The 16,640-nt window shown below is 34.6% G+C and carries 14 protein-coding genes; 5 read left to right on the forward strand and 9 right to left on the reverse strand.

The annotated features are described in order from the left end of the window. Positions 1–444: 444 nt before the first annotated feature. The 6 genes from accC to pdxA form a co-directional block, all read right to left on the reverse strand. Positions 445–1,800 carry an acetyl-CoA carboxylase biotin carboxylase subunit gene (gene accC, locus JQC67_RS02970; protein WP_203251374.1) on the reverse strand — a complete coding sequence of 452 codons (1,356 nt, stop codon included), beginning with the start codon at positions 1,798–1,800 and terminating at the stop codon, positions 445–447. A 95-nt stretch (positions 1,801–1,895) separates the two neighbouring features. Next, positions 1,896–2,381, reverse strand: coding sequence for an acetyl-CoA carboxylase biotin carboxyl carrier protein (gene accB, locus JQC67_RS02975; RefSeq protein WP_203251375.1), 486 nt, complete (start codon positions 2,379–2,381; stop codon positions 1,896–1,898). 21 nt (positions 2,382–2,402) lie between these two features. Beyond that, entirely contained in the window at positions 2,403–3,398 is a 996-nt protein-coding gene (locus JQC67_RS02980) for a beta-ketoacyl-ACP synthase III (protein ID WP_203251376.1), read from the reverse strand. A 208-nt stretch (positions 3,399–3,606) separates the two neighbouring features. After that, positions 3,607–3,804 (reverse strand): 50S ribosomal protein L32, encoded by a 198-nt coding sequence (gene rpmF, locus JQC67_RS02985; RefSeq protein WP_203251377.1) that lies wholly within the window; start codon positions 3,802–3,804, stop codon positions 3,607–3,609. A gap of 6 nt (positions 3,805–3,810) precedes the next feature. Next, positions 3,811–4,344, reverse strand: a complete 534-nt coding sequence (locus JQC67_RS02990; protein WP_203251378.1) for a YceD family protein — start codon at positions 4,342–4,344, stop codon at positions 3,811–3,813. A 124-nt stretch (positions 4,345–4,468) separates the two neighbouring features. Beyond that, positions 4,469–5,515 carry a 4-hydroxythreonine-4-phosphate dehydrogenase PdxA gene (pdxA, locus tag JQC67_RS02995; protein ID WP_203251379.1) on the reverse strand — a complete coding sequence of 349 codons (1,047 nt, stop codon included), beginning with the start codon at positions 5,513–5,515 and terminating at the stop codon, positions 4,469–4,471. A 50-nt stretch (positions 5,516–5,565) separates the two neighbouring features. On the opposite strand from pdxA, the gene JQC67_RS03000 reads away from it, so the two are divergent. Further along, positions 5,566–6,156, forward strand: coding sequence for a riboflavin synthase (locus JQC67_RS03000; RefSeq protein WP_203251380.1), 591 nt, complete (start codon positions 5,566–5,568; stop codon positions 6,154–6,156). An 81-nt stretch (positions 6,157–6,237) separates the two neighbouring features. On the opposite strand, the gene JQC67_RS03005 is transcribed toward JQC67_RS03000, so the two are convergent. Next, on the reverse strand, positions 6,238–7,335 hold the full coding sequence (locus JQC67_RS03005; protein WP_203251381.1) for an acyltransferase family protein: 1,098 nt from the start codon (positions 7,333–7,335) through the stop codon (positions 6,238–6,240). A 2-nt stretch (positions 7,336–7,337) separates the two neighbouring features. Next, positions 7,338–9,146, reverse strand: a complete 1,809-nt coding sequence (locus JQC67_RS03010) for a sodium:solute symporter family protein (protein WP_203251382.1) — start codon at positions 9,144–9,146, stop codon at positions 7,338–7,340. Positions 9,147–9,234: 88 nt separating this feature from the next. Between JQC67_RS03010 and JQC67_RS03015 the strand changes: the two genes are divergently transcribed. The 3 genes from JQC67_RS03015 to JQC67_RS03025 all read left to right on the forward strand — a co-directional run bounded on the left by JQC67_RS03015 (position 9,235) and on the right by JQC67_RS03025 (position 14,192). Then, positions 9,235–9,978, forward strand: coding sequence for a sulfite exporter TauE/SafE family protein (locus JQC67_RS03015; protein ID WP_203251383.1), 744 nt, complete (start codon positions 9,235–9,237; stop codon positions 9,976–9,978). Between the two features lie 52 nt (positions 9,979–10,030). After that, positions 10,031–11,434, forward strand: coding sequence for an AGE family epimerase/isomerase (locus tag JQC67_RS03020; protein ID WP_203251384.1), 1,404 nt, complete (start codon positions 10,031–10,033; stop codon positions 11,432–11,434). Between the two features lie 175 nt (positions 11,435–11,609). Next, entirely contained in the window at positions 11,610–14,192 is a 2,583-nt protein-coding gene (locus JQC67_RS03025) for a zinc-dependent metalloprotease (RefSeq protein WP_203251385.1), read from the forward strand. A gap of 3 nt (positions 14,193–14,195) precedes the next feature. On the opposite strand, the gene JQC67_RS03030 is transcribed toward JQC67_RS03025, so the two are convergent. Continuing rightward, positions 14,196–15,212 (reverse strand): Kelch repeat-containing protein, encoded by a 1,017-nt coding sequence (locus JQC67_RS03030; protein WP_203251386.1) that lies wholly within the window; start codon positions 15,210–15,212, stop codon positions 14,196–14,198. Positions 15,213–15,383: 171 nt separating this feature from the next. Here JQC67_RS03030 and JQC67_RS03035 point away from each other — a divergent pair, with 171 nt between their 5' ends. Continuing rightward, positions 15,384–16,634, forward strand: coding sequence for a PQQ-dependent sugar dehydrogenase (locus JQC67_RS03035; RefSeq protein WP_203251387.1), 1,251 nt, complete (start codon positions 15,384–15,386; stop codon positions 16,632–16,634). The last annotated feature ends 6 nt before the right edge of the window (positions 16,635–16,640 follow it).

The raw sequence follows: 16,640 nt of genomic DNA on the forward strand, positions 1-16,640 counted from the left end.
TTACTTAAAAGTGCGGTTCTAAAACACTTTAAAGCTGTCAATAAATACAGTAACCTATCTTTTTTCTCAGAAAAGATAAATCACCAAGCACAACATTGCCGTAGCAACATGCTTAAATTCAAATAGATTAAGGGAAGGGTTAACAAAAACCCTTAAAATTGTGGGGACAGCCAATATAAGAAGAATACTAAATAGACAAAGAAAAAATGCTGTTATTTCGATAAAAGCAACTAACAATTTCTAATTCGGACACATATTTCACTTAATTCATTGACAATTGAGCTGCCATAAAAAATTGGTGTTAAAACAGAAATTACAACCTAAAATAATATTAAGAAGATTCATCTTACATACAAATGTGTTAATAACACATAGAGCGTAAAGAATTTAGGGTGTTCGCTAATGGAATAAAAAAACTCCGACTTTAAAAATCGGAGTATTAATTTAATCTTCTACTGGTTCTGGATTCATTACAAAAGTATCCATAAATGCGGTGGTATAATTACCCGCTAAATAATCCGGATTATCCATTAGTTGACGGTGAAAAGGAATAGTAGTTTTAACTCCTTCAATAACGAATTCATCTAATGCTCTTTTCATTTTATTAATTGCCTCTTCACGAGTTTGCGCTGTAGTTATCAACTTTGCAATCATAGAATCATAATACGGAGGAATATTATATCCGCTATATACATGTGTATCCATTCGAACTCCGTGGCCTCCTGGGGTATGTAAAGTGGTTATTCTTCCTGGCGATGGTCTAAAATTATTATAAGGATCTTCAGCATTAATTCTACACTCAATTGAATGAAGCTTTGGTGTATAGTTTTTTCCTGAAATAGGAACTCCACCTGCAACAAGAATTTGTTCTCGAATTAAGTCATAATCTATAACCTGCTCCGTTATAGGATGCTCAACTTGAATACGCGTGTTCATCTCCATAAAATAGAAGTTCCGGTGTTTATCAACCAAAAACTCAATGGTTCCTGCACCCTCATATTTTATATATTCCGCTGCTTTTACAGCCGCCATACCCATTGCATCACGCAATTTATCAGTCATAAAAGGTGAGGGAGTCTCTTCAGTCAGTTTTTGGTGTCTACGTTGAATAGAACAATCACGCTCAGATAAATGGCAAGCCTTACCGTATTGGTCTCCTACAATTTGAATTTCAATATGGCGTGGTTCTTCAATCAATTTTTCCATATACATACCACCATTACCAAAGGCTGCAGTAGCCTCTTGCACAGCGCTATCAAAAAGATCTTCCATATCTTCTTCTTTGTATACAGCACGCATACCTTTTCCACCACCACCTGCAGTCGCCTTAATCATCACGGGATAACCCATTTTCTTGGCAGTCTTAATGGCATCTTTAACGTCTTTTAAAAGTCCGTCAGATCCTGGCACACATGGTACACCAGCTGCTTTCATGGTTGACTTTGCTGAAGCTTTATCGCCCATTTTATCGATATGCTCACCAGAAGCACCAATAAACTTTATTTCATGTTCAGCGCATATTTTTGAGAATTTAGAATTCTCAGATAAAAATCCGTAACCCGGATGAATAGCATCAGCATTCGTAATTTCAGCAGCTGCAATAATATTCGGAATCTTTAAATAAGATTCACTACTAGCTGCAGGGCCTATACAAACAGCTTCATCAGCAAAACGAACATGTAAGCTTTCTTCATCAGCTTTAGAGTATACCGCAACCGTCTTAATACCCATTTCTTTACAGGTTCTAATAACGCGAAGTGCAATTTCTCCTCTATTTGCTATTAATATTTTTTTGAACATCTTCAGAAGTTTTAAATTTTAAGTTCTAAGCTTTAACTAAAGTGGAAATACCTCAAAATATTTTTAGGCATTTACATTCAATACTTAAAATTTATTTAAGACGGATCTACTAAAAATAATGGCTGGTCAAATTCAACAGGTGAAGAGTCTTCTACTAAAATCTTCACTATTTTTCCAGAAATTTCAGATTCAATATCATTGAATAATTTCATCGCTTCAATAACACAAAGTACATCACCTTGGCCAATTGTATCACCAACTTCTACAAAAGTCGGTTTATCTGGGGCTGGTTTTCTGTAAAAAGTTCCAATAATAGGTGACTTAATTGTCACATATTTAGAATCTTCACTTACATTTTCAACCGCTGGCACAGCTACTTGAGGTGTGTCTACTTGCATAGGCGTACCTACAACTTGTTGTGCAGGTGCCATCGGAATTTGTTGTACTACCGTGGTTTCACCCCTTGACATTCCGTCACCAGTTCTAATGGTAATTTTAATGTCATCTGTCTCTAGCTTCACTTCACTGGCGCCAGATTTAGCGACAAATTTAATTAGGCTTTGAATTTCTTTAATATCCATTGAATTTGAGTTTTATTAAAATTAGTTGTAGGCCCATTTTAAAAATATAGAACCCCAAGTGAACCCACCACCAAAGGCGGCAAAAACTAGATTGTCTCCTTTTTTAAGTTTGTTTTCAAAATCAGCCAACAATAAAGGTAAAGTTGCTGATGTAGTATTACCGTAGCGCTCAATATTCATAAGCACTTTGCTTTCATCAAGTCCCATTCTCTTTGCTGTCGCATCAATAATACGTTTATTCGCTTGATGCGGTACCAACCAAGATACATCTTCATGGCTTAAATTATTACGAACCATTATTTTCTCAGCAACATCAGCCATATTAGAAACAGCGAACTTGAAAACCGTTCTACCTTCCTGAAAAATATAGTGTTTTCTAGCTTTAACAGATTCAATTGTTGCTGGCATAATAGAACCACCGCCTTCCATACCTAAATATGCTCTTCCGCCACCGTCTGCCCTAAGATACTCATCTTGCAGTCCTAAACCTTCTGTATTTGGTTCAAAAAGCACTGCGCCTGCACCATCACCAAAAATTATACAGGTAGTTCTATCGGTATAATCTATAATTGAAGACATTTTATCAGCCCCAATTAATAACACTTTTTTGTACTTACCTGATGCTATATACCCTGATGCTGTTGACATTCCGAATAAAAAACTAGAACACGCAGCTAAAAGATCGTATGCAAATGCGTTTGTTGCGCCAATTTCAGAAGCTACAAAAGCTGCAGTAGAAGCAACCATACTATCTGGTGTAGCAGTAGCAACAATAACTAGGTCAATTTCACTTGGATCTAAATTTCTTTTATCCAACAAATCTTGAGCGGCTTTAATAGCCAAAAAAGAAGTTCCTTCACCTTCTTCAGGTTTTAAAATTCTTCTTTCTTTAATTCCCGTTCTACTGGTAATCCATTCATCATTTGTCTCAACAATGTCTTCCAACATTTTATTGGTCATAACAAAATTGGGAACATGTGATCCTACAGCCGTGATGGCTGCCGTAAGTTTGTTCATGCTAAAAATGCTTTTGTATCAAAAACGACTCGAAATTCGTGAAAAATACTCAATTATCGCCATTATTTTGAGTAAAATCAATGCTTTTTAAAAAAAAGCTCAGAAATCGATATTATTTTGGAGTATAAAAACACAAGAACCCTATTCATTTCTAGTTGAATAGGGTTCTTATATATTTACTTTATTTCGAAAAATAAAAATATTGTTATTAAGCTTCGGCTTGTTCAGTCTTGTCAATTAAGACTTGACCTTTGTAGTATAATTTACCTTCATGCCAATGCGCTCTATGAAATAAATGCATCTCACCAGTGGTAGAATCTTTAGCTAAAGTTGGTGCTACAGCCTTATAATGTGTTCTTCTTTTATCCCTACGGGTTTTCGATATTTTTCTCTTAGGATGTGCCATTGTCGACTATTTGTCAGTTAATAAATTCTTTAGTTTGTCCCACCTGGGATCATTTTCTTCTTTATTTTCTCTTACCTCTTTTGGTTGTAGCTCTTCTAGCTTATCAAGCACTTCAGACTTTAAAGTACCATCTGCAATACCCGGATGTACTCTTTTCTGCGGCACCGCTAAAACTAACATTTCATAAACGTACTGTGCTATATTAACTTGATGTGAACCATGTGGAATAATTAATATTTCATCATCGTCATCATTGTATGTTACACCAAACTTAACCACCAGATCCATTTGAGAATCTATTTGTTGATCATAAGGCTCACTGGTAATATCACAGTCTACATTTACGCTTCCATGGCCATCAAATGTAAACTCTAATATAGTAGAAGTCTTATTTAATAGCACTTGCAACTGAATATCAGCTGCATTGAACTCGTCATATCCAAAAGATTCAAAGAACTTGTTATCAATTTTAAATTCAAAATTGTGTTTTCCCTGTTTCAATCCAGAGAAAGGAATGTTAAACTCCTTTTGCTTCATCATGGTTACACAATATTAAGAATACACCCTACGGATGATAACACGCTTCCGTTCAGGCGGGTGCAAAGATACTATATTTTTACAAATTGCCAACCAAAGCTTTAGTAAATAAATTGAAAATATTGGTTTATCGTCTAACCTTTTGCTTTTGCAATTGATTACTGGTAAGTTCTTTATATTCTTCTCTGTTTTTAAAAATGCTGATAGCAGTAAAAACAGCCTCTTTAAAAGAACTAAAATCCGCTTGATTTTTACCAGCAATTTCATAGGCTGTACCGTGATCAGGCGACGTACGAACTTTTGACAAACCAGCCGTAAAGTTAACACCTTGCCCAAATGAGAGTGTTTTAAACGGAATTAACCCTTGATCATGATAAGCGGCTAGAATAGCATCAAAATTTTTATAATTATCAGTTCCAAAAAAACTATCAGCGGCATACGGCCCATACACTAAGTGACCTGCATCTGACATTTCTTTTATTACTGGCTTAAGAATTTCATCATCTTCTTTACCAATCACTCCATTATCTCCACTATGCGGGTTAATACCTAACAACGCTATTTTTGGTCTTCGAACCCCAAAATCCATTTGAAGAGATTTCTCAATGGTTCTAACTTTAGTTCGAATTAAAATTGGATTTATTGCGGCCGGGGCATCTTTAACAGCAACATGATCCGTTAAAAGACCTATTTTTAAATCTTCGGTTACCATGAACATTAAACTTTCTCCTTCTAATTCTTGTGCTAAAAAATCAGTATGCCCTGGAAAGTTAAAATCTTCTGTTTGTATATTATTTTTATTGATAGGTGCTGTGACCAAAACATCTATCTCATCATTTTTAAGAGCTTCAACAGCTGCTTTCAATGATAAAATTGCGTATTTACCAGCATCTTGAGTTGCTTGACCAAATTCTATTTTAGGAATATCTTTCCAAACATTAACAACATTAACTTTGCCATCAAGTGCCTTTGTAGCATCTGGTATACCGTTAAAGTTAATTTGAATATCAAGTTTATTCTTTTGAAATGAAACAGTCTTATTAGAGGCGAAAATTATCGGTGTACAAAATTCAAGCATTCGTGAATCAGCGAATGTTTTTAGAATAACCTCACAACCAATACCATTGAGGTCACCTATACTTATACCTAACTTGATGTTTTTGCCTTCGTGCATTATATTAATAACTAAATTTACACCACAAAACTACTTAATTAAAACGACACGTGTTTACTGGAATTATTGAAACTTTAGGTGAAGTAAAAGAACTTAAAAATGAAAGTGGTAATCTTCATATCACTATTAAATCTGCACTTACATCAGAATTAAAAATAGATCAAAGCGTTGCACATAATGGCGTTTGTTTAACTGTTGTTTCTTTGAATGAATACAGCTATACCGTTACTGCAATTGAAGAAACCTTAGCGAAAACAAGTTTAAAAAACCTTGAAGTTGGTCAGAAAATAAATTTGGAACGCGCCATGATATTAGGAGCACGTTTAGATGGTCATATTGTACAAGGCCATGTTGATCAAACAGGTATTCTCACCAAAATTGAAGAAAAAGACGGTAGTTGGCATTTTTCATTTGAATATGACGCAGCTTTAAATAATGTGACCATTGAAAAAGGCTCAATAACTATAGATGGTGTAAGCCTTACCGTTGTAGATTCTGGCACAAATACGTTTAGCGTAGCTATTATACCATATACGTATGATAACACATGCTTTCACACCTATGTTGTGGGTACTGTTATCAATTTAGAATTTGATGTAATTGGTAAATATGTATCAAAACTGATGCTAGCTAAATCATAGCTAATATTGTTAAACCGACACAAAACATTTAGCACTGTAGTGTTTATTGACGGTTACTTCTTAGTATATTAAATACCCAACTTACACCTTTATAAATATCTTCTTTTGATAAAGCACATAAGCCAATGCGCAATAAAAGGCAACAACCGTTAGTCCGTATAATAGCGAAGACAATTCAAGCGAAATAAAATCGTGAACATAAATAGTATCAAAAAGCCATCCGTGAAGCGAGGTATCTTCTGTTACTTTTATTTGACCTAAGATTTTACTTATAAAGCTTGACAAGAAATAAAGTGTAATTGCATTAGCACCTGCATAGCTGAAAATACTGCCAAATTTAATTCCTTTAACATCAGTTAAATAATATATTAAAGCCAAAATTAAATTTGCCCAGCCAGCGGTTACTAAAACAAAGCTACTTGTCCAAAGTGCTTTATTTATTGGGAAAACAATATCCCAAAGGTGACCTAAAATTAAAAACGCTCCCCCAATTCCCATAAGCAGAGTGGCCTTTTTCTCTTGTTTTGAGGTAAGCAACAAGCCCGTAAAAATTCCTAATAATGCACTACAAATAGATGGAATAGTACTTAATAATCCCTCTGGGTCATAATCAACTTTATAACTATGACTACCGAAAACCTTTACATCTAACCAATTCGCCAAATTATTAGGGGCTCGCTCAAGTGTTGATTCAATACCATTTACTGGAATTTGAACCATTAATAACCAATAGCCAAATAACAAGACAGCACAAATTCCTATTAAGGTTTTCCAATTAAAATTGATAAACAAAATGGAAGCAAAAAAGAACACAACGCCTATACGCTGCAGTACCCCTGGAAAACGAATATCTGCATAGTCTTTAAAAAATGGATAACTGATTAAAAATGCTCCAAGAAAAAGTCCTAATCCTATTAATTTAAGAGCACGAATTGTGATTTTTTTATAGGTGTTAGAATTAATAGTTCTGTTTTTGTAAGCAAAAACTATTGAAGTACCTACTATGAATAAAAAGAAAGGAAACACCAAATCTGTAGGTGTATAACCGTGCCATTGGGCATGTCTGAAAGGTGAGTAAACCGCTGTCCAAGTACCTGGAGTATTAACCAAAATCATTAAGACGATGGTCATACCTCTAAAAATATCAACCGCTTGTATTCTATTACTTAAACTTCCCATAATTAAAGAATGTGTTCTTTCATTTTATTCCAAGTAAACATTAATAAAATACCTGAAACTAAGGCTACAGCTGTCAAAACTATTGCAGAGGTTGTTCTACCATAAATCCAATATCCTGTAGCAAACATCATTGAATAAACTAGAATAACACCTAATAACATAGCGGTAATACCAGAAGGCACACTCCATTTTTCACCTGTATCTATTTCAACACTATCTTCTTTTGCTTCATCTACTACTTTTTTCCATCCTGGGCCGCCAGGTTGTATTTTTTGATAGAATGAACGCAATACATCACTAGATTCAGGTTTCGTTGTGAAAGTAGCAATCAACCATATAGTAGTTGTTACTATCATTACAAATGGAATTTCACCCCAATCAGGGAATATTCCCGTTTCGGCTGCAAATAAAAATGCGCCTAATGAAGTTGCTTTTAAAAGAATAGCTAAAATTCCTGATGCAAACATGGCAGAAATCTCTGTCCATGCATTAATACGCCACCAAAACCAGCGTAGAATAAATATTAGTCCGGTTCCAGAACCGAAAAGCAATAGTAATTCGAAAATCTGTTGTGCATTCTGCATGGCCAAAGCTAAAAAAGCACTTAAGACCATTAATACTACTGTAGATAATCTACCAACCGCAACCAGCTGTTTTTCAGTAGCATTAGGATTTACCTGTTGTTTATAAAAATCAAAAACGATATAAGAAGAACCCCAATTCAATTGTGTTGATATGGTACTCATGTATGCTGCTACTAATGAAGCTAAAACTAAGCCCAATAAACCACTAGGTAATTTAGTCAACATTGCTGAATACGCTAAATCATGACCCAATTTATCTGCTGATACATTCGGAAAAGCTTCTGATATACTTGCAATATCTGGATACACTACCAAAGAAGCTAAAGCCACCAAAATCCATGGCCATGGACGTAAAGCATAATGCATGATATTAAAAAAGAAAGTAGCCGCTATAGCATGATTCTCATTTTTTGCTGCTAACATACGTTGTGCAATATAACCACCGCCACCTGGCTCACCACCAGGATACCAAGAACTCCACCATTGTACTGCCAATGGAATTACAAGCAAAGTAATTACCATTTTAGTATCACTAAAATCAGGTAATATATTCATCTTAGAAGCAACTAAATCATTAGCCAACATTGCTTCAATACCACCTACTTCTGGTATGTTCACTAAATAATAAGCTGCACCAATAGCACCAGCCATTGCCACAAAGAATAACAAGAAATCAGTATAAACAACACCTTTAAAACCGCCTAACGCACTAAAAACTACAGTAATCAGACCTGCACCAATTACGGTTTGCCAATCTTCAAGACCAAGCATAATACCACCAATTTTAATAGCAGCCAAAGTAACTGCTGACATTGTAATTACGTTAAATACTACTCCTAAATAAACAGCTCTAAATTTTCTTAAGAAACTAGCTGGCTTACCACCATATCGAATTTCATAAAATTCTAAATCAGTTTTTACATTTGATTTTCGCCAAAGTTTTGCATAAACAAAAACGGTCAACATACCGGTCAATAAAAAACACCACCAACCCCAGTTTCCTGATACACCTTTATCACGCACAAAATCTGTAACTAAGTTTGGTGTATCGGTAGAAAAAGTAGTTGCGACCATTGATAAACCTAATAACCACCAAGGCATTGTTCTACCTGAAAGAAAAAATTCATTTGAATCTTTACCAGATTTTTTTGATACATAAATTCCGATTCCTAAGACCAGAGAAAAGAAGATAATAATAAAACTGTAGTCGAGTGTACTTAATTCCATATATTCGGTTTTGGCTATTCGCTAAAGATATTACTTTTTAGCATACTTTTGGGCCTCTCTAATCAAACCTTAACTCGTGTATTTGTTAATGATGTCAGAAGTTTCTACAACAACTTGGGTTCTAGCATTTACGGCTGCTTTAGTTGTAGGAATTTCAAAATCAGGCATAAAAGGCATCGCAATTATTACTGTCACTTTAATGGCCTTGGCCTTTGGTGCAAAAGAATCTACCGGAATTATTGTGCCACTACTTATTGTAGGCGATATTTTTGCAGTAATTTACTACAATAGACACACCCAGTGGAAATACATTGTTCGCTTTCTACCATGGATGATACTTGGTGTGCTCTTGGGCGTATTTATTGGTCAAGATTTAGATGAAAATACATTTAAAATAGGCATGGCAATCATCATTTTGGCCAGTGTTATAATTATGTATTCATGGGATGCAAAAAAATCTAAACAAGTTCCAACGCATTGGGCATTCGCAGGTTTCATGGGCATTATGGCGGGTATTACTACAATGATAGGTAATTTAGCAGGTGCATTTGCTAATATATTTTTCTTGGCCATGCGTTTACCTAAAAATGAATTCATTGGTACAGCCGCTTGGCTCTTTTTTATAATCAATGTATTTAAATTACCTTTTCACATTTGGGCTTGGGGTACCATTACTAAAGAAAGCTTTATGCTTGATTTAAAGTTAATTCCAGCGATTTTCGTAGGCCTATTTGTAGGTATACAATTGGTCAAAATCATTAAAGAAAACTTTTATCGAAAAATGATTCTTATTTTGACTGCTATTGGCGCCGTACTAATATTCTTTAGATAAAGTCTTTCCAAATATTATTACTAGCTTTAAGCTTAACCAAGCTTTAGCCAAAATGATTAAGACATTCAAACTTTTAAGATTATTAGTTTTCTCAATTTTTGTTAGTTCAATTCTGTTGGCTTCTTGTAAGGAAAAAGAAATTCAAAAAACGGACAGCACTAAAGAACTTCTATTACCTCAAATAGAAAATGAACTACAAAACTTAACTGATGTCTGGTACCCAAAAACTATAGACACCATTAACGGAGGATTCTGGTCTGATTTTGATTATAAATGGGATAAAAAAGGCCCGCAACACAAAATGCTGGTTAGCCAAGCAAGACACATTTGGACAACTTCAATTTTAGCACAATACTATAAAGACACCAGCTATCAAAAAATCGCTACGCATGGTTATAAGTTTTTACGAGATCAAATGTGGGATACCGTATATGGCGGTTTTCACACATTAATTGGGGTAGAAGAAAAAAGCTTACAAGTGCTTTCAAAAAATAAAAGTGCATATGGTAATGCATTTGCTATTTATGGTTTAGCCACATATTACAAAATTTCAAAAGACAATAGTGCATTAGAATTAGCCAAAAGAACTTTTAATTGGCTAGAAGAACATGCTCATGATTCTATTTATAAAGGATATTTTGACGTACTACAACAAGACGGTTCTTGGATGCTAAATATTTCTGAAAACAAAGGGTATGATAATTATATTCGAAAAGATTGGAAAGATCAAAACTCTTCAATTCATATTTTAGAATGTTTAACCGCTCTTTATGAAGTATGGCCAGATGAATTAGTTCGGCAACGTTTAGAAGAAATGCTACTATTAATTCGTGATACCATTACCACGAAAAAAGGGTATTTAACCTTGCATTTGCAACAAGATTGGACACCAGTTTCACTTAAGGATTCTTCAGAAACCTATAGAAAAGAAAATTTTGGTTTGGATCATGTGTCTTTCGGTCATGATGTTGAAACCGCATTTTTAATGTTAGAAGCGTCACACATACTTGGAAGAAAAAATGATACACGCACAGAACAAAAAGCAAAACAAATGGTAGACCATGCTATTCGCAATGGCTGGGATAATGAGAAAGGTGGTTTTTATGATGGCGGATATTATTATAATCCTGAAATATGTACAATAGAGAAACGAGATAAAGTATGGTGGACAGAAGCTGAAGCACTCAATTCACTTTTACTAATGTCTAAATTACATTCTGAAGACCCCAACTATTATACTTTGTTTGAAAAACAATGGGAGTATATTAAAAAATATATGATTGATCAAGAGAACAAAGGTTGGTATGCTGAGGGGCTTGATACAGATCCAGAAGCAAATCGATTAGCTAAAGCTCAAATTTGGAAAGCTAATTATCACAATGTTAGATCTCTTGTCAATGTAATTCAAATGCTTAAAGGGGAATTTCTATTGACTCAAGAGTTTCATAAAGAATAATTGAAACTTTATAATTAACACATTTTTATAAAGGTCTTGTTCGCATATCTTTTCTAAACAATCTCAAATCCCTTATATTTATGTGGTATTGCTGAACATCTATTAAAATAGATACTCCGTATATAATCATATATAGTTTACAATACTAAACCCAAATTTGAAGCGTTCGCTATTTATGAGACTTTTTTTAGGAATTGTTGTAATTTTTTGTTTGACAACTTCTTGCGGAGGGGTTAATTTATTTAACAAGAACGCAAAAAAAGATGTTAGCGAAACAAAGGTGTTATCAAAAGCAAAAGCTTATGATCAACTTCTTGTAAACAGCAGTACCACAAATGGTCTTTTTGATGTACATAAAGTGGATCAAAAATATTATTTTGAAATCCCTCACGACTTATTAAATCGTGAAATTTTAGTTGTAACACGTTTTATAAAAACCCCTTCAGGTGCCAAAAGTTACGGTGGCGAAAAACTTGGTGAAAACACTATAATTTTCGAGAAAGGCCCCAACAACAATCTATTCTTACGAATCTCAACGCTTGTAAGTGCCGCCAATGAAGATGATGCTATTTCAAAAGCAGTAAACAATTCAAACATCACTCCCATATTAGAGTCGTTTGAAATAAAGGCGAACAACGAAAAAGAAAACTCGTATGTTATTGATGTAACTAAATTTATCAATAGTGAAAATCCGCTTCTTGCATTAAGTACTTCACAGAAAGATTCATATAAGCTTACATCTTTAGAAAGTGATAAATCTTATATCAAAGAAATTAGTACGTTTCCTATGAACACCGAAATACGTACTGTAAAAACGTATAAGGCTAAAAGTACAAGTAGTAAAAATAAAAAGGAATTACCCGCTGCAATTTTAGCAGGTGTAGTGACACTTGAAATCAATAATTCTTTTGTGTTATTACCAAAAGAGCCAATGCGTAAAAGATATTACGATACAAGGGTAGGCTATTTTGCAAGTTCATATCTTGAATATGGCGATGACCAACAAAAAGTAGATCGTAATACATACATTCATCGCTGGCGGTTAGAGCCGAAAACAGAAGACATTGAAAAATGGAAAAACGGCGAACTTGTTGAACCAAAAAAACCAATAGTCTATTATATAGATCCTGCAACACCAAAAAAATGGAGACCTTATCTAATTCAAGGAATCAACGATTGGCAAGTTGCTTTTGAACAAGCAGGATTTAAAAATGCAATTGTTGGCAAAGAATGGCCAGAAAATGACCCCAACATGAGCCTAGAAGATGCAAGATTCTCAGTGCTCAGATATTTTGCCTCTCCTTCAAAAAATGCATACGGCCCTAATATTGTTGATCCACGAAGTGGAGAAATTTTGGAAAGTCATATCGGATGGTATCATAATTTAATGAGCCTTTTACATAGTTGGTATATGATTCAAGCCGGCGCCGTTGATGCGCGTGCTCAAAATATGGAATTCGATTCTGAACTTATGGGTGACCTTATACGTTTTGTATGTGCTCATGAAGTAGGACACACTTTAGGACTTAGACATAATATGGGTGCAAGTCATGCTACACCAGTTGAAAAACTTAGAGATGCTGAATGGCTAGAAAAAAATGGACATACCAGTTCTATTATGGATTATGCTCGCTTTAATTATGTGGCCCAACCCGAAGACAATATTCCTGTGAAAGATTTAATGCCTAGAATTGGTGATTATGATAAATGGGCTATTCAATGGGGATACTCAAGAATGCCAGAAGACTTAGCGTTGGTTGATGAAAAAGAACTGATGAGTCAAATGGTAACAGACAGTATCGCTGCAAACAAAAGATTATGGTTTGGTGGTGAAGGTAGAGATTTTGACCCTCGTTCTCAGACTGAAGATTTAGGTGATGACGCAATGATTGCCAGTAATTACGGAATATTAAATCTTCAACGAATTGCACCATGCGTTCGCGATTGGGTAAAAGCTCGTAATAGCGATGACTATTCTAACCTAGATGATATCTACAAAGCTTTAGTTAATCAATACAGTGATTATATCTTTCATGTAACAAAAAATATTGGCGGTATTTATGTAACGCCAAAAACGATGAGTGAAGAAGGTGAAATCTATAGATTGGTACCAAAGCAAACTCAGAAACAAGCATTAGCATTTTTAAATAATCATATTTTTAAAGAGCCGAAATGGTTACTTAGAAATGATATATTAAACGCCATACAATCACCGCAGTCAAAAGAATCAGTGACCAAGACTATGGAAAGCGTGATGATGAATCTTTTAGGTGGAAGTCGATTAAGTCGAATGACATTTATTTCAGAACGATACGAACATGAAAACCCTTATCGACCTGAAGAATACATAGATGATTTAACGCAACTTGTATGGGGAGATATGAATGTTTTTTATCAAACGAATACATACAAGAGAAAGCTTCAAAAAGCTTATGTCTCAAACATGATTAACCTGTACAAACCCGAAGAAGCTGACGGAATGGTTGAAGGTATTTTAGCCAAACTCTCAGAGGGTTACACATCAAATACTGATGTTCGATCATTAGCCTTAAACAATTTACTTTCGCTTCAGACCAATATCAAAAGAACACTACCGGTAATGACCGATCGATTAACAATTGCGCATCTACAATATTTAAAACGTGAAATTGAAAATGTTGTAGGAGATACTGATGATGCAAGACCGTTATTTGAACCGCTAATTCGTGACAACTCAATTCAGAGTGAGGGTGAGCAAAGCGAAGGCAAAGAGAATTAATTATTATTCTTCATATTTTTCAGAAGTAAAAAGTTCTGGTTTACCACCTTTATTTCCACATCCTGAAGCTACATAAAGAGCTCCTTCATACGCTAACAAACCCGTACCATGTCTACCAACAATAAGTGATGGCATTTTTACCCACTCATTAGAATCTAAATCAAGTGCTTCTACTTCTGAATGCGCCTTGTCTTGTTTATTAGATTCGCCACCAGCTACCACAACTTTACCATTATACAATAGGGCCATATTTCCAGCTCTTTGTGTAGGAATTTCAGAGGCCAAGGTAGTCCATGAGTTTGTATTTATATCATATACATCAACTTCTGAAATAGTGCCGGCAAAACCATCATCAGGATCTATACCTGTGTTTCTGCCAGCTAATGCATAAATTTTATCATTGGCCACAACAGCTTGAAAATGATCTCGTGGTCGAGGGGCATTCTCTAAAATTTCCCATTCTCCTGTAACAGGGTCATAACGATCTAACCAATTTTTATGATCACCTACATGTCCATTTTTTATTCCGCAAGCCATATAAATTTTACCGTCATTCAGAATATTTCCTGTTGAACCACGGCGTCTTTCTTCCGGAATTTCATCACCTTTTTCCCAACTATCTAACTCAGGGTTATAAATATAAACATGAGTTGTTGGCGTTTCGTTCGGCCAACCGCCGGTAAGGGCATTAATGATATAAACTTTATTATTAAAAACTATAGGTTGAAAATGATGCATTTCAATTGGCGGCTTTGCACCAAGAGTCCAACTTTTTAATTTAGGATCAAAAATACTTACAGGTCTTATGTCTCTACCTCCTAATAAATAAAATTTATCACCTACACGAACAAAAGCAGCCTCATGTCGTTGAACAGGTTTACTACCATCACTTGATTCAAGATTAACCCATGAATTAACTTGAGTCTCAACAGTACTAATTTCTGCTTTTTTAGAATTTTCTTTAGTCTCTTTACATCCTAATAAAACAAAAAAACATAGAATAAAAACATAATTTTTCATAAGTACTCTTTATAAAATATCTATTCAAAGTTAACAAGAAGTAAACTACTTTTTAAATAGCTACTAAATATAGCAAAGCTATTTATAATTTATATGCCATAAATGACTTTGAAATAGTAACTTTAACCCTTACCAAACCAACAAAAGAAACATAATAAATCAACTTACATTATGAAAAAATTATCGCTTTATGCAGTAATATTATTTGCATCTATATTCTTTGTTCAATGTAAAAATGAAACTAAAGAAACCGCAAAAAAAGTCACTAACAACACCTTTTTAAAAGCACCTGAAGGATTTTCTGTTCAAGAAATTGGCACAGAATTAGGTAAAGTACGTCATTTAACTGTTGCAGAAAACGGAGATGTTTATGCCAACAGATCTACTTTAAAAGACGGTAAAAGTATTATTGTTCTAAAGGATAAAAACAATGATGGAACTATTGATGAACAACAAGAGTTTTCTGATGTGCCTGGCACCGGAATTTTAGCAAATAGAGACTACTTATATGCCTCTTCAAATTCTGGGGTGTATCGTTATAAAATGAATGAAAACAGTGAAATTATTGACACTACAAATCCTGAGTTAATAGTAGAAGGACTCATAGATATGGGTCGTGATAATGCAAAACCATTTGTAATAGATAATGAAAATAATTTATATGTTACTATAGGTTCATGGAACGATGCCTGTAGAGATCCAGAAACAAAAGAAGGCATGATACCTTGTATCATTTTAGATTCAGCTGCTGGTATTTGGAGGTTTAACGCTGACAAGTTGGGTCAAACTTTTGCGGATGGCACACGTTACGTAACCGGACTTAAAAACGCAGTTGGCATTACATGGAATTTTAAAACGAATTCATTATTCGTAACTGATCATGGCCGAGGTGGATTAAGCAATTTCTATCCAGAGGTTTTTACTGAAAAACAAAATAATGAATTGCCTTCTGAAACTTTTTATGAATTAAAAGAAAATGATAATGCCGGATGGCCATCAACATACTATGACCATCAAAAAAACAAAAGAGTACTTGCACCCGAATATGGTGGTGATGGTGAAAAAATAAGTGATGAAAAATTCGTAGAACCAATAGTAGGGTTTCCAGCACATTTAGGCCCTAATGATGTATTGTTTTATACAGGTGACATGTTTCCAGAGCGATATAAAAATGGAGCTTTCATTGCCATGCACAATCAATCTTCAGAATTAGATAAAGGGTTTTTTGTAGCTTTTGTTCCTTTTAAAAACGGAAAACCATCTGGAGACTGGGAAATTTTCTTAGATAACTTTGCGGGTATAGATGCATCAATACCAGACGACACATTGAAACATAGACCTTGTGGTTTAGCTCAAGGGCCTGATGGGGCACTTTACGTAGGAGATGATTTTGGTGGTAGTATATTTAAAATTACTTTTTAAATATAC

Source organism: Aurantibacter crassamenti, from assembly GCF_016811105.1.
Lineage (GTDB): Bacteria > Bacteroidota > Bacteroidia > Flavobacteriales > Flavobacteriaceae > Aurantibacter_A > Aurantibacter_A crassamenti.

What these genes read in the sequence shown, in the direction of transcription:
- JQC67_RS03010 (WP_203251382.1), bottom strand. Translation starts at nt 9,146, where the DNA reads ATGGAATTAAGTACACTCGACTACAGTTTTATTATTATCTTCTTTTCT.
- JQC67_RS03030 (WP_203251386.1), bottom strand. Translation starts at nt 15,212, where the DNA reads ATGAAAAATTATGTTTTTATTCTATGTTTTTTTGTTTTATTAGGATGT.
- rpmF (WP_203251377.1), bottom strand. Translation starts at nt 3,804, where the DNA reads ATGGCACATCCTAAGAGAAAAATATCGAAAACCCGTAGGGATAAAAGA.
- JQC67_RS03035 (WP_203251387.1), top strand. Translation starts at nt 15,384, where the DNA reads ATGAAAAAATTATCGCTTTATGCAGTAATATTATTTGCATCTATATTC.
- JQC67_RS02990 (WP_203251378.1), bottom strand. Translation starts at nt 4,344, where the DNA reads ATGATGAAGCAAAAGGAGTTTAACATTCCTTTCTCTGGATTGAAACAG.
- accB (WP_203251375.1), bottom strand. Translation starts at nt 2,381, where the DNA reads ATGGATATTAAAGAAATTCAAAGCCTAATTAAATTTGTCGCTAAATCT.
- JQC67_RS03020 (WP_203251384.1), top strand. Translation starts at nt 10,031, where the DNA reads ATGATTAAGACATTCAAACTTTTAAGATTATTAGTTTTCTCAATTTTT.
- JQC67_RS02980 (WP_203251376.1), bottom strand. Translation starts at nt 3,398, where the DNA reads ATGAACAAACTTACGGCAGCCATCACGGCTGTAGGATCACATGTTCCC.
- JQC67_RS03025 (WP_203251385.1), top strand. Translation starts at nt 11,610, where the DNA reads ATGAGACTTTTTTTAGGAATTGTTGTAATTTTTTGTTTGACAACTTCT.
- JQC67_RS03015 (WP_203251383.1), top strand. Translation starts at nt 9,235, where the DNA reads ATGATGTCAGAAGTTTCTACAACAACTTGGGTTCTAGCATTTACGGCT.
- pdxA (WP_203251379.1), bottom strand. Translation starts at nt 5,515, where the DNA reads ATGCACGAAGGCAAAAACATCAAGTTAGGTATAAGTATAGGTGACCTC.
- JQC67_RS03005 (WP_203251381.1), bottom strand. Translation starts at nt 7,335, where the DNA reads ATGGGAAGTTTAAGTAATAGAATACAAGCGGTTGATATTTTTAGAGGT.
- accC (WP_203251374.1), bottom strand. Translation starts at nt 1,800, where the DNA reads ATGTTCAAAAAAATATTAATAGCAAATAGAGGAGAAATTGCACTTCGC.